The organism is Nostoc sp. XA010, assembly GCF_020829625.1.
GTDB lineage: Bacteria > Cyanobacteriota > Cyanobacteriia > Cyanobacteriales > Nostocaceae > Nostoc.
In genome coordinates, this window is record NZ_JAIVFX010000026.1 from 21,223 (window position 1) to 35,051 (window position 13,829).

Genomic DNA, 13,829 nt, shown 5'->3' on the forward strand with positions numbered 1-13,829 from the left:
TGACTGCTAATGTTACATCTAGTATCCTTGAGCGGGAAAACCAACGTGAAAGCACAGGTATTTAGAGGCGTCAATCAGCTGTCTTACGAAGATATCCCAGTTCCAACCCTAGAACCAGATGAAGTGCTGGTACAGGTGCGGGTTGTGGGGTTGTGTCAGTCAGATATAAAAAAAATTCGTTATCCATTGTATGAACCGCCGCGCATTTTTGGACATGAAACTGCCGGCACGATCGCAGCAATAGGCAATAATGTTAAAGGTTGGCAAGTTGGACAACGGGTAGCAGTGATGCACCACATCCCCTGTATGCGTTGCGCCTACTGCCTAAATGATAATTTCTCTATGTGTGATGTCTACAAAAACATCTCCACAACCGCAGGCTTTAACGCTAGTGGCGGCGGTTTTGCTGATTATGTCAAGGTTCCTGGACATATTGTGGAAAATGGTGGGCTAATTCCCATCCCTGATAATATCAGTTTTGAAGAAGCAAGTTTTGTAGAACCAACTAACTGCTGCTTGAAAGCTGTGAGAAAAGCTCAAATTGCTCCAGGACAAACTGTATTAGTTACTGGTGCTGGGCCTATTGGGTTAATGTTCATTATGTTGGTGAAGTATTTTGGAGCAAAAGCGATCGCTACCGATTTACTACCCTCTAGAATTGAAAAAGCCTTGAGTGTCGGTGCAGAGGCGGCTTTTGATGCTCGCGATCCCGATTTAACAGCAAAAATCCATGCGCTAACTGGTGGACTGGGTGTTGATATTACTCTGCTGGCTGTTCCTAGCGAAAAAGCTTTCTTTCAAGCACTTGATAGTACTCGCAAAGGTGGCAAAATATTATTTTTCGCCGAATTCCCTGATGAGGTGGAAATTCCAATTAATCCCAATATTCTCTACCGTCGAGAAATTGACTTGATAGGAAGTTATAGCTCATCTTATCGGCTTCAGAGTTTATCAGCTGATATTGTATTTAATCAGCGAATTGATGTAAAAGCGTTGATTAGCGATCGCTATCCATTAAAAGATTTATCAGCAGCTGTTGAGCAAGCGATCGCACCTACACCGGATACTTATAAAATCTTAATTTATCCGTAAAAGACAGATGAGGGGGATGAGGAAGCAATTTTTCTCCCCCTGCTCCCCCTGCTAGCCTCAAAAAAATGCTTATTACCCTAGTTGCAGTTGCTCTACTAGCTTTCTACGTCGCCTGGAATCTCGGAGCAAATGATGTTGCTAACGCGATGGGAACCTCTGTAGGTTCCAAAGCTGTTACCCTCAAACAAGCAATAATAATTGCTGGGATATTAGAATTTACGGGTGCTGTGTTGTTTGGACATGAAGTAACGGAAACTCTCGCAACGAAAATTGCGAATCCTGCTTTATTCGCAGGTACACCCCAAATATTCCTTACTGGGATGGTAACGGTACTAATATCCTGTGGTGTGTGGTTGCAAATTGCCACATCACGCGGTTTACCTGTATCCTCTTCTCATGCGGTTGTAGGTGCGATCGCTGGATTTAGTTGGGTAGCTTTAGGAGTAGGTGCAATTGATTGGTCATCAATTGGCTCGATCACCATTGCCTGGATTTTAACGCCATTAATTAGTGGTGCGATCGCTGCTTTATTTTACAGTCAAATAAAGCACTGGATTTTAGATCAACCCAATCAAGTAGTCCAGTTACAAGAATGGATTCCCTGGTTGAGTACTGTGCTGCTAAGTGTATTCGGAGTAATTGTATTACCATCACTAACTCAACCGCTAACCAATTTTGTAATTGAGCTTGGTTTCAACATCCCACCTTACGATATCCCACTGTTAACCGGTGCAGTAGCAGCAGTTGGACTGACAATCATTAGTTGGCGACAATTGGGAGATTTAGGGAAAACAGAAGAGTCTATCCAATCCCCAATTCCTAATCCCGTAGAAAGATTATTCGGTCAATTTCAACTACTAAGTGCTTGCTTTGTCGCCTTTGCTCATGGTTCTAATGATGTGGGAAATGCGATCGCTCCTTTAGCTGCGATCGTCTACATCAATCGCACTGGTAGCGTACCAACAGATGGTATCACCATCCCCATTTGGATTTTAATCCTTGGTGGTGCTGGTATTGTTGGTGGTTTAGCTGTCTGGGGTAAAAAAGTCATCGCCACTATTGGCGAAAACATTATTGCCTTACAACCTAGTAGTGGATTTTGTGCCGAACTTGCTACTGCTACCACCATCCTCATCGCCTCCCGCCTAGGTTTACCAGTCTCCACTTCCCACGCTCTCGTCGGCGGTGTAGTTGGTATTGGACTAGTGCAAAATATCAAGTCGATTAAGTTTCAAACACTAAAAGGCATTGCCGCCGCATGGCTAATTACAATCCCCGTGAGTGCTGTCCTTAGTGCTGCCATCTTTAGCATTGCCCGGATTTTGTTCTTCTAAGAATTATTAATATTTTCCTAAGTTTTTCATCTACTGTATCTACTCAAAGTAGAAGCTAAACTGCAACAACGCCAAAAAAGCGTGTTTTTGCAGAACTGCTGCTGATTCATTAGAATGTTGTGCAGGGGATAGCGTAACTTTGAATTTCCACAGAAAGATACTTTAATCTCCATTAAGAGATATAAACTGTCACACAAGTTACATTCCACACGAATTTACAGTTAATTTCGCAAGTCAAGAAGAGGAAAAGGGGCAGGGAGCAGGAGGGTAAATCCCCATACATAAATTTAGGGCTGCTAAAGTTTGGACGTATTATTTCTTGTTGCACTCTCAGCGACGCTCGTAAGCGTTGCGTTAGCGACGTAGGAGCGTCTGACTATCGAAGTAAATTTATTTATGCCCAAAAGCATAAATAAATTTACTTGCTCTGAAACCCTTTTTGCAGGGGAATTCCAGTATTTTTCTCCCCTGCCCCCTGCCCCCTGCCCCCCTGCCTCTTCAGTCAGACAATTTTGTGGCAATAATGCACCCATCTGCAAGTCTTTGACAATTACTATTGGTAGCAAAACAATAAATGTTTATTTGGAGTGAGATTTATTTAAAAGTAAAAATCTCATTAGCAAATAGTTGATGTAAATTAAATTGACCAAAACAAAAAAGGTTTGAGTTGAAGCGATTTACAGCCATACGGATAATCCAAAGTCCAAAATCGAATGACAAAATACTTGTCAATCCTGAAGAAAACACTGTGTATTAAGCAGTAAGGTAAATTTGATGCTTTGCCAACTTGTGTTCAGTATGACAGAATTACGTTGAAATGCGGAAGTGCTGTTAAAATTTTTAATTTATCTGACAAAATACAGGAATTAGTATGAGCGCCAATAAAGTGTACCGGAAGCAGCTTTATCGTCAAGGTGTTAGAGGTTAGAAGCTAATGGGGCGATTCGAGAAGCAACCAGAAAACCCGAGAGTCAGAGGCGAGCTATCCAGAGCAGCAGAAAATGCTCTTTGGGCTGTAGTTGAAGATTTAGAAAATCTTCAGCAAAATGTCCTCAGAGGATTGCAGGAAGACGTAAAGCGACTTCAGTCAGAAAAAAACCGATTATCTGATGATATTCAAAGCTTAGTAGAGGAAAAAGAGCATTTACAACAAGTGCGCCAAATTACTGAGCAGCAAGTGCTAATTCGGCAACTGGCAGAAGTTCTGGCAAAGCATATATCTTCACAACTGCAATCCTCTCTGGCAACTTTAGCTAACCAAACCATAGAGGGCAACTCTTACGATCAAGCTGCGCTTAAGTCGGCTGAAGTAAGCAGCAATGTAGTAGGTGAAATTAATGAAAAAGTCGAACACATGTTTGACAGCTTGGATGACACCGTTACTATTACCTTTAACTCGCTGCAACAGGAGTTGAAGAACTATCAAAGTAATCTTTCCCAACAGTTGTCACGGATGTACAGCCAGCAGCAGCAAGGGGAAACGATTTTGGCGGAGTTTGTTAATCGCCTGCATGGAGAACTAGACAAAACTATAGAAGAAGCTTCACGCAAGCCAGCAACAGCAGGTATACCTACTGTTTTGCAGTTTACCGAGCCAGAAAAAAACAGTTCTTTTGAGACATCCTCGCCACAGGTTGGCGAAGTAGTAAGAAATTCCTCTGAGCCAATTTCCCCGATCGCTAATAAATTTTCACCAAGGGAAACGACATCAGAGCCAACCGTTATTAGAGAAAACGGCGCAAACCCAATTTCTGCCCCCAACAAAGACTTATCCCAAAGGGAAACAACATCACAGCCGCCGGTTCTTAGAGAAAACGTCGCTAACCTAATTTCTGTCCCCAGCAAAGACTTATCCCAAAGGGAAACAACATCACAGCCACCGGTTCTTAGAGAAAACGTCGCTAACCTAATTTCTGTCCCCAACAAAGACTTGTCCCAAAAGGAAACAACATCAGAGCCGATTGTTGTTAGAGAAAATGCCGCAAACTCAATTTCTGTCCCCAGCCAAGACTTGTCCCAAAGGGAAACTAAATCAGAGTCGAATGCTGTTGTAGTTCCGCCACCAAAAGAAAACGCTGCTGAACCAATTTCTGTCCTTAATAAGGACTTGCCAGAAAACGAAACGACATCAGAGCCTCCTACTGTATCTGTGCCACAGCCGGAAGCAATACAACCTTCACGAAGGAGAAACGCTGCTGAATCAATTTCTCTCCTCCGCAAGAACGTATCGCAGAGCAAAGCTCAATCCTCACCGATCGCTCCGCTAGAGCCGCCGCCGCCAGCAAAACCGCCACAATCGCGATCGCGCAATTCCTCTGGTTTATCGTCGATCCAAATCGGTTTATTATTGATTGTCTTATCGGCAGTCCTATCGTCGCTTTATAACGTAGCCATTAGAGTGATTTTCCACGAAGGTTCACAGATTTTTGGAGTATTAGAGGTAGAGCGCTTGCTGCCGCCGACTTTGGGCAATACTCTATTAATTTTGACCCTACGATTTATGGTAGTAGTACCACTAATGGTGTTGTTGTCGCCGATACTGCATCCAACACTGTGGCAAGACTTAGAAAACTTGGCTAACTCAGTTAGAGGAAATTCCACAGCTGCTAATACAGCTACCAAGCAGATTTTGCTGTTGTCAGTTGTGAGTGGCTGTTTTTTGTTTTTATCTCAGCTTCTCATATATATTGCGATCGCTCAAGTCACAACTGGAATGGCGATCGCACTGTTCTTTATCTATCCGATGGTTAGTGGTTTATTGTCGTGGTTTCTGTTTCGCGATCGCCCTACCATATTTCGCATCAGTGCGATCGCCGCAATTTGCTGCGGTGAATTGTTGGTTTTAGGAGGTTCTCCCAACCCAGGTATGGGTAATACTTCAATGGGAAGCAGCGCCGCCATTCTTTCCGGTGTGGCTTTTGCAGCCTACATAATTCTGACGCGGGTTTGTGCTAGCAAACTGCATCCCGTGACTTTTACTTTGATTAACTTCGCCACCATGTTGCTGTTGAGCTTTATCTGCTTGATGCTACCTTTACCAAGCAGTTGGAACTTGGTAGTTGATACCTCTAAGATGCTGGAACTGGTTTTAAGTGCATTTATTTTGGGTGTGTTGACTCTTGCCGGCTATTTGCTGAATAATGTTGGTATTAGTAGACTAGGTGGCTCGCGATCGGCGCTCATTGGTGGTACGATCCCAGTTTTAACCGTGATTTTCGCTGGGCTAATCATTCAAGAAAATTTGGATATCGTGCAAATTCTGGGAGTGTTGTTAGTAACCTTTGGCGCGGCTGCTTTCAGCTTTGAAACAATGCGAAATCAGGTTAAACCCTCTAATCCCACCAATTAAATGACGAGTTCAATCCGTTTAGGTGTGGTGGGAGGTATAGCTCCCATCACTCTGGGCACCAATCTTGACGCGAATACGCCTAGTTGCAACTTCTCTAACTCATCTGAACAAACAACATCCCCGGCTTCTGTGAGAAGCCGGGGATCTCAATTTTTACGAATAATTTACGACTGCTGTAAGTAAGTGGGTGAGAATAACTCAAACTACATTAACTGATGTAATGTAAAAAATATTGAGGCGTTGCTGAATTGAAGTATGAATCTGGATGTAGAGACGTAGCAGTGCTACGTCTCTACAAGGATTTTGGTATTATGCAAAATCATTTTCATACATGGAATCAGCAACGCCAATATTGAAATTAGTTTGTAGTGAGCGGCTGGAGCCGCTCACTACAACACGCTACACAAACACCACATTATTTACGCCATCCTACTTATAGGTGGAGATAGCACTTAATAGATGAGTCAACAGTAATTAGAATAACTTGACTTGTAATATATTTTTAGGGATTTAGCCTGATACAGATAGGTAAACACGTATATGTAAGCAGTACGAGTAGTACTAACTCAAGCAATTTAGCACGAGTACTTGCTCACAAAGAAGATTGGCAAGGAGTTAAGACCATTACAGCACGTTTTGGAACTAGGAGATGAAGAAGTAGCAGAAGTATCTTAGAGTAACCCGGTTTTTAAGCATGGCAGACTCAGTAAGCGGGTAAGAATAAAATGAACTATGTTAAACAATGTAAATTTAATTAAATTGGCTTTTATTAGACCTTCAGGGCTTAAAATAGGATTAGAGCCGCTTACTACAAACCTTTGATTATTCATGCCCACTTACTTATTGGGTTTGGTGAGATGGTATATTTATTTACGTCGGTCTGCACTAGTCAATTTGGTCTGCGTAGGCGTAGCCCGCCGCAGGTATCGCCTAGACGTTGAGAGAAAGAAGCTTATATCGTAGCTTGCTGCGGATTCTCTTCTTTTGATTTACGCAATTCAACCTTCTCAAATATATAAAACAGCGAGGTAAAAAGATACTTAAAAGTAGCCAATGAATTAGTTAAAGCATGAAAATTTAAAATTCTTTCATGAAAAAAATATCTAAATAATCATAAAATCCATTATGTTTTATTTATTTGGATTTAACTAATAACTAATTATTCGGCTATTTAGCATAATCAACAAAGTGTAATAACTATGCAATTAATTCAGAGTAAATCAAGGCTTTCTGTGTAAAATTATCAACACAAAAAGATAATTACGAATCGCATTTAATAGGAAGAAAACAATATCATCAAACCTTGATTTAGCAAAAATATAAATTATTTAAATAGACATTATTTATAAAGTTTAAAATACATAAATTTGTTCCCAAAGGAAAAAACAATGATATAATGAAGAACGAGAATTGAAAAAACGACAGGTATTTTGGAAATTGGAATTAATTGCTCTACTTGATGTCTACTATCTTTCCTCAAGCCAACAGCTTATACGGGTGAGACATCATTGGAGGTTGTGAACAAGATGATAGTTCGCAATGAGCCATGTGGCTCAACCTCTGAATGTTTCTACATTTGGGAAGCGATTTCTTTCTAGACCATTTCCAATTATCTCTAGTCATTTGTGTGCTAAAAATAATTCGCTAAAGCTGAATAAAAACCATCTTTTTTGAGTAACAGATATCCCAGATAAACCGCGCAAACTAGTTTTTACTCCGAGTCGGCATAGTCCCATAATTAAGGTGTAAATAGCTTGACGTTGTTGCTCTAGAAAGATAAAAAACTCAGAGAACTTAAAGGCTTTATAGATTACTTGCAACACAGTTGACTTTTGGGACGGAAACGGTCATCAAACTGAACTTGCTGATGTCTGTAATTTTCTGGTCAGATGCAAAGACAGTTATAGTAACCACAACTAAATCTGCCTTAATACCAGAAAATATACGAAAATGGTAGTTTGGGCTACCACCGATTTCATAGTTATCGCATACTAATATAGTCTGAAGTCAAAACATTGCCTTCAGCCAGGTGTATACTACCTATTTTCAATCCATTAAAAATTCTGTAAACGTGCTATTCAATTGTCTGTAATATGAGTAACGACATAGATCTGATCAAACGTCTTGACCCCAGTGCGATGGATCAGATCATGCTTTATCTGGCTTTTAGTGCCATGCGGACGAGTGGGCACAGGCATGGGGCATTTTTAGACGCAGCCGCAACAGCAGCAAAATGTGCAATTTACATGACCTATCTGGAGCAGGGACAAAACCTGCGGATGACAGGGCATTTGCACCACCTGGAGCCGAAACGGGTAAAAATTATTGTAGAAGAAGTCAGACAGGCTCTAACAGAAGGCAAACTATTAAAGATGCTGGGTTCTCAGGAACCGCGCTATTTAATTCAATTGCCTTATGTCTGGCTAGAAAAGTATCCTTGGCAACCGGGGCGATCGCGCGTTCCTGGCACTAGTCTGACAAGTGAAGAAAAAAGACAAATTGAGCAAAAACTGCCCAGTAATCTACCTGACGCTCAGTTAGTTAGCTCTTTTGAGTTTCTCGATTTGATTGAGTTTTTGCACAGGCGATCGCAAGAAGACTTGCCACCTGAACACCAAATGCCTTTGAGTGAAGCGTTGGGTGAGCATATCAAGCGCCGTCTGCTCTACTCAGGAACGGTAACACGCATTGATTCTCCTTGGGGAATGCCCTTCTATGCTCTTACCCGTCCTTTTTATGCCCCCGCAGACGATCAAGAACGCACTTACATCATGGTAGAAGATACCGCTCGGTATTTCCGCATGATGAAAAATTGGGCAGAACGGCAACGAAATGCCATGCGCTTACTGGAAGAACTTGATATCCTCCCAGAAAAAATGGAGCAGGCTATGGAAGAATTAGATGAAGTTATCCGTGCCTGGGCAGATAAATATCACCAAGACGGGGGTATTCCAGTAATTTTACAGACAGTTTTTGGCGAAAGAGAAAACTAGCACCGCAGGGCGGAAGTCAAAAGTCAAAAGGCTTTAATTGTGGGCTTTCTGGCTGTAATGAAATGGTAATTTATTTTTGCCGGACTCTACTAGTAGAGCTACACAAAATTTAAAAAGCTTACTTTATAAGCTTTCCACTGATTTTGTCCGTTGCTTAATAGTAGGGATATGGTTGGTCTATTTACATTGTAACACTGTACTAGTAGTAGTACAAAAGTCACAAGCGATTTTGTGACTTTTGTGTTGTAAGTGTTTAGTTTGCATAATTTGCAAGCAGAGGACAATTATACGCCGAAGTCCTGTTGGCCCAGTATATGCAATTTAAATGTGGAACATTACCTATCAATTTAAACGTGACAAACTAGTAGGGTGGATATTAGAATATCCACCCTACTAATTAAAGTCAATTACAAAGGATTGTAATTAATTCGTCGTGCCGGGTTGCGTTGGCACAATCGGTTGCGTTGGAATAACCGGTTGTGTTGGAACACTTGGTTGCGTTGGAACACTCGGTTGTGTTGGAAATGGGACAGTCTCTAAACTTGGATTTGAACCCGCAGGTATTATAGTTGACGGTGGAGAGGAAGATGAAGCACCGATAACACTATCATCAGCACTGATACAACTATCTAACGCCTGTGTAGCAGGAAAGTCGATTTGACTACGCAAGCCAACCACACACTGTCCAAAGCGCACGGGTAACAAACTACGTCCACAGTAATCTAGAACTGCCAGATTAGCTTCTTCCTTGGTACTTAAGCTGACGCCAACTACACAGGTAGCTAACTCCTCAGGACGCCGGGCCCTCCCACAAGTAGAAAGCGCATCTGTCGCGGCAATTTGGGTTTGCTTCTCAATTTTAACCACGCAAGCAGCCAAATCTTTTGGACGCAGTGCTGCTGCACAACCTTGTGATGCCGCTTCTGCCGTTACACCCACGCTCAAAAGGCGACCTGCACAGACACTATAATCATTGTTGTAGGAAGCAGCGATCGCTGTATTGGGTAAGATCGTTGCCAAGCATCCAGCTATAGCCAAAACTGGTACTGTTAAAATCCTGGAGGTGGAACTGGCTTGTTTGTTCTTACCTCTATTAACCGCTTTATTGCTCATTGACGTTGCCATTCTCCAAACACCCAAGGTTATGCTAACTCAAATATCTTAAAAATCCTCTGCAATTAAAGAATTTCAGCATTAGCAAGGTATAGACATAATTAATTATGTCGGAAATTATGTTAATATAACTGTTTGAAAGATAAGTAGACAACGTAAAAAGTATTTCAGAGTAAGAATACTGCGTAAACCAATCTGATGATTGAGTAGTCTACGAAACTAAATAAACACAAAAAAGTTATTGGCAGGAGTCCGGCGTGACAGGTCGGAATTCAGGCTTGGAAGCTAGTGTGTCGGTACCGACTTAAAGCAACTAGCGTAAAAGTTGATGCCTCTACTTTGGTAGGATACGTCATACCAAGGCAAGCACCCTCAAAAAACCAAGAATCCCCTGATTTTTAATCAGTGGTATGTCAACATAGAATGTTTGGGTAAAGTTTAAACAGGATTAGATTAAGGAAACTCATGTCCCGATATAGAGGGCCACGCCTCAGAATTGTACGCCGCTTGGGCGATTTACCAGGATTAACTCGTAAAAGCGCCAGACGCGCTTACCCGCCTGGTATGCATGGTCAGAACCGCAAGAAGCGCTCTGAGTATGCTATCCGTCTAGAAGAAAAGCAAAAGCTCCGCTTCAACTACGGTTTGACTGAAAAGCAATTGCTGCGCTATGTGCGGAAAGCCAGACGTGTTACTGGTTCTACCGGACAAGTGTTGCTACAATTGCTAGAAATGCGCTTGGATAATACCGTTTTCCGTTTGGGTATAGCCCCGACTATCCCAGCAGCTCGTCAACTAGTAAATCACGGACACGTAACTGTTAACGGTCGTGTGGTTAATATTGCCAGCTATCAATGCCGTCCTGGTGAAGTAATTGCGGTCAGGGATCGGGCACAATCACGGAAGTTGGTGGAAGCTAACTTACAATATCCCGGTTTGGCAAACCTCCCCAGTCATTTGGAGTTTGACAAAAATAAGTTGGTTGGTAGAGTCAACAGCGTTATTGAACGCGAATGGGTGGCACTACAAGTTAACGAACTACTTGTGGTGGAATACTACTCACGACAAGCTTAAACAGTTAAGAGTTAGGAGTTATGAGTTAGGAGTTGCAAGACGATAATTCCTAACTCCTCACTTTTAACTCCTAACTATTTTCATCCACCAATTTGCGACATGGTGCGGGTATATGTACCTGAAATGCCAGAATCGCGCCCTTTAAAGTTAATTTCTGGCTTGATTCCAAGTAAATGCCTCACCTGCTCTTGTAATTGAGCGGTGCTAGTGCCAAAACGCAGAGCAGTTTTTAAATCTATTTGACCAGTTTCATTTAATAAACAAGGACGCAGCCAGCCATCAGCACTCAGGCGCATCCGGTTACAACGATCGCAAAAACATTCCGACATTTGACTAATAAATCCCAGTGTCCCCTTCGCGCCGGGAATTTGAAATACATCAGCAGGCCCAGCACCACGAACTTGTGATTCTGTCAAGCCCCAGCGATCGCGAATACGTTCTCGTAAATCGGCTGAAGATACCCAACCGCGATCGCCAAACAAATGCACATTACCAATGGGCATAAATTCAATAAAACGAACGTGCCACTGTTTATCAATTGTCAGGGCGGCTAAATCTAGAACTTCGTGGTCATTAACACCAGGAATCACCACCACATTCAGCTTCAGGGGGTCGAATCCGACCTGATGGGCAGCTTGAATGCCCTGCCAAACTTGTTGCCAACGAGAACGCCCGTGATTACCAATAATTTGATCAAAAATGTCGGGATCAAGCGAGTCCAGACTAATATTAATTCGTCGCAGACCTGCGTTGTAGAGGTTTTGTGCCATCGGAGCCAGCAAAAAACCGTTGGTGGTCATTGAGAGGTCTTGAGTTTCGGGGAGACTTGCGATCGCCCTTACTAAATCTACCACGCGCGGACGCAACAAGGGTTCACCCCCAGTCAACCGAAACTGCTTAAAGCCTACTGGAATAAATACCTCTTCAATTAAGGTGAGTAGTTCTTCATCAGTCAACATCTGTTGCTTGAGAATATAATCCAGTTCTACTCCCTCTGGCATACAGTATTGACAACGAAAATTGCAGCGATCGATTAAGCTTATCCGGAGGTAGTCTACCTGATTCATCGTTTTATTTTTATTGTCTCTGATTAATTAAAGACTTTACAAAGTTGGTTTACGCCTTCGTACTATATTTGTTGTAACTCAAGATACCATACTTCCCCTTAAGTGAGAGTCCACAGATTGTGGCATAATAAGCCGATCGCATCCACTAGTTAGTCATCAATCGTGCAAGACACCGACTCCATCAACGACCTTGCTGCTGCTCTACTACAGCCAGCAGATATCAGCTTTGAACTGCCCGATCCAGAAGATGAACAGATTCTAGAATCAGATTTTCAACAGCAGCTAGAAGTAGCGTGGCAGGTATGCGATCGCTTTGATTTGCAAACTGAAATCTGGCGGGGGCGAATTTTACGCGCTATCCGCGACAGAGAGAAAGTTGGTGGTGACGGACGCGGTACTGGCTTTCTGCGCTGGCTAAAAGAGCGGGAAATCAGCAAAAGTCAAGCATATTCCTGGATTCAACTGGCGAATAGTGCCGATACTCTCATCGAAGACGGTAAACTTGATCCCGGAACTGTAAACAACTTCAGCAAAAGGGCATTTGTTGAAACCTCCAAAGCAGTCCCAGAAGTGCAACAGATGGTGAGTGAAGCTGCCCAAAAAGGCGATCGCATCACCAGGCGGGAAGTGCGTCAACTCAGCGATGAATGGACAGCCATGTCCTCAGATTTATTACCCGAAGCAGTTAAAGAAAAAGCAGCAGATAATACCCTTCCCCCACGCTACATTGCCCCACTGGTGAAGGAAATGGAAAAACTGCCAGAAGCGCACCAAAAGTTTATCCAAAAGGAAATTGCTGCTAATCCTGATGTGGATACCCTCAAACAGGTAACTACAGAAGCGCGTAACTTAGCCAAATATCTGAAAGGGGCGGCTCAAGTTCAGGCACTGACGAAGGAAGATGTTGATATTGAAACAGCCTTAGAAGAAGCGCAAAGAGTCGGCTGTTTGAGCATTGCTGCTGATTTGGTCAATCAAGCATCGCAAATTGAACAAACGATCGCTAAATTGTACATGACTTGGAAACGGATCGGTAATTTAGCAGATCGATTATATGTAGATACAGGTGCAAGTACACCCAACTTGCGATCGCTCCTCACTTGCTTGGAACCTCTAGGTGGTGAAATCATGGAATTGCAACTTAGTGGTGCGACTGAACACACTATACGTCTGCAAATTCAAGAGACGAGTTAAAGAATAGGCAATAGCGATGCCGTTTGCAAAGCGTCTGTCTGCGACACGCTGCTCGTTCGCGTCAGCGTCCCGCAGGGAACGTAGAGAAGACTGGCTACGCCGGAGCAATTTATCTTTCAGCCTTTGGAATTGCTGAGAGTAAGGCACGGAGAGCGTTGTTAACAGCTTCTGATGTTTTGAATATCTCAGCGACATCAGCATCTAGGGTAACTGTCAAAGGAGCTTTTTCTTGCTGACTGGCGAAACGGTTGGGCAAGGCTTTGCGATAATCAAAGTTATACTCTGGAAGCAAGTCATCGTCTGCGTTGTTGTGGAATTCAGAAGCCTGTGAATTCTTCATAATCTCTTCGTTCTTTCTTGGTTGCTAGACGTGCGCTAATGATACGGATAACGTTTGCTCTTTGTGTAAAACAGACCAATAACAGGCGATTGTCTTGGTCATGTCCGATGATGATTTCCCGACGTTCACCAAGAGAGTGCCATTCATCGTTGAATATGTAAGCTAGAGAGTCGTTGAAGACTGTCTTAGCCGCTTCAAAGCTGATGCAGTGCTTGTTGAGATTCAAACTAGCTTTTTGGTTATCCCACTCAAATTCTAAATTCATGCCTTGAT

General features: G+C 42.7%; 10 protein-coding genes. 6 read left to right on the forward strand and 4 right to left on the reverse strand.

Annotated features, from left to right (window positions below; translation table 11 throughout):
- The first annotated feature begins 45 nt into the window (after positions 1-45).
- The 4 genes from LC608_RS26860 to hetR all read left to right on the forward strand — a co-directional run bounded on the left by LC608_RS26860 (position 46) and on the right by hetR (position 8,768).
- Positions 46-1,092 (forward strand): zinc-dependent dehydrogenase, encoded by a 1,047-nt coding sequence (locus LC608_RS26860; protein WP_229556489.1) that lies wholly within the window; start codon positions 46-48, stop codon positions 1,090-1,092.
- A 65-nt stretch (positions 1,093-1,157) separates the two neighbouring features.
- Positions 1,158-2,426, forward strand: a complete 1,269-nt coding sequence (locus LC608_RS26865; protein ID WP_229556490.1) for an inorganic phosphate transporter — start codon at positions 1,158-1,160, stop codon at positions 2,424-2,426.
- Between the two features lie 934 nt (positions 2,427-3,360).
- On the forward strand, positions 3,361-5,775 hold the full coding sequence (locus tag LC608_RS26870; protein ID WP_229556491.1) for an EamA family transporter: 2,415 nt from the start codon (positions 3,361-3,363) through the stop codon (positions 5,773-5,775).
- Between the two features lie 2,093 nt (positions 5,776-7,868).
- The gene (hetR, locus tag LC608_RS26875; RefSeq protein WP_229556492.1) at positions 7,869-8,768 is read left to right on the forward strand and encodes a heterocyst differentiation master regulator HetR; all 900 of its coding nucleotides are present in this window, start codon (positions 7,869-7,871) and stop codon (positions 8,766-8,768) included.
- Positions 8,769-9,191: 423 nt separating this feature from the next.
- Here the strand turns inward: hetR and LC608_RS26880 are convergent, their stop codons facing one another.
- A complete protein-coding gene (locus tag LC608_RS26880) occupies positions 9,192-9,881 on the reverse strand; it encodes a hypothetical protein (RefSeq protein WP_229556493.1) in 690 nt (229 codons plus the stop codon).
- Between the two features lie 465 nt (positions 9,882-10,346).
- Here LC608_RS26880 and rpsD point away from each other — a divergent pair, with 465 nt between their 5' ends.
- Positions 10,347-10,955, forward strand: a complete 609-nt coding sequence (gene rpsD, locus LC608_RS26885) for a 30S ribosomal protein S4 (RefSeq protein WP_152589456.1) — start codon at positions 10,347-10,349, stop codon at positions 10,953-10,955.
- Between the two features lie 80 nt (positions 10,956-11,035).
- Here rpsD and moaA read toward each other — a convergent pair whose 3' ends face one another.
- Positions 11,036-12,022, reverse strand: coding sequence for a GTP 3',8-cyclase MoaA (gene moaA, locus LC608_RS26890; protein ID WP_229556494.1), 987 nt, complete (start codon positions 12,020-12,022; stop codon positions 11,036-11,038).
- 162 nt (positions 12,023-12,184) lie between these two features.
- Between moaA and LC608_RS26895 the strand changes: the two genes are divergently transcribed.
- Positions 12,185-13,216: a hypothetical protein gene (locus LC608_RS26895; RefSeq protein ID WP_229556495.1), complete on the forward strand. Its 1,032-nt coding sequence runs from the start codon at positions 12,185-12,187 to the stop codon at positions 13,214-13,216.
- A 109-nt stretch (positions 13,217-13,325) separates the two neighbouring features.
- On the opposite strand, the gene LC608_RS26900 is transcribed toward LC608_RS26895, so the two are convergent.
- Together LC608_RS26900 and LC608_RS26905 are read right to left on the reverse strand one after the other, a co-directional pair.
- Positions 13,326-13,556 carry a hypothetical protein gene (locus LC608_RS26900; RefSeq protein WP_229556496.1) on the reverse strand — a complete coding sequence of 77 codons (231 nt, stop codon included), beginning with the start codon at positions 13,554-13,556 and terminating at the stop codon, positions 13,326-13,328.
- A complete protein-coding gene (locus LC608_RS26905; protein ID WP_229556497.1) occupies positions 13,534-13,821 on the reverse strand; it encodes a BrnT family toxin in 288 nt (95 codons plus the stop codon). The genes LC608_RS26900 and LC608_RS26905 overlap by 23 nt, the downstream gene beginning before the upstream one ends.
- Positions 13,822-13,829 lie beyond the last annotated feature (8 nt).

Bases quoted from the DNA above. Each gene is read 5' to 3' on its own strand.
- LC608_RS26900 (WP_229556496.1), bottom strand. From the start codon at position 13,556: ATGAAGAATTCACAGGCTTCTGAATTCCACAACAACGCAGACGATGAC.
- moaA (WP_229556494.1), bottom strand. From the start codon at position 12,022: ATGAATCAGGTAGACTACCTCCGGATAAGCTTAATCGATCGCTGCAAT.
- rpsD (WP_152589456.1), top strand. From the start codon at position 10,347: ATGTCCCGATATAGAGGGCCACGCCTCAGAATTGTACGCCGCTTGGGC.
- LC608_RS26870 (WP_229556491.1), top strand. From the start codon at position 3,361: ATGGGGCGATTCGAGAAGCAACCAGAAAACCCGAGAGTCAGAGGCGAG.
- hetR (WP_229556492.1), top strand. From the start codon at position 7,869: ATGAGTAACGACATAGATCTGATCAAACGTCTTGACCCCAGTGCGATG.
- LC608_RS26905 (WP_229556497.1), bottom strand. From the start codon at position 13,821: ATGAATTTAGAATTTGAGTGGGATAACCAAAAAGCTAGTTTGAATCTC.
- LC608_RS26865 (WP_229556490.1), top strand. From the start codon at position 1,158: ATGCTTATTACCCTAGTTGCAGTTGCTCTACTAGCTTTCTACGTCGCC.
- LC608_RS26880 (WP_229556493.1), bottom strand. From the start codon at position 9,881: ATGAGCAATAAAGCGGTTAATAGAGGTAAGAACAAACAAGCCAGTTCC.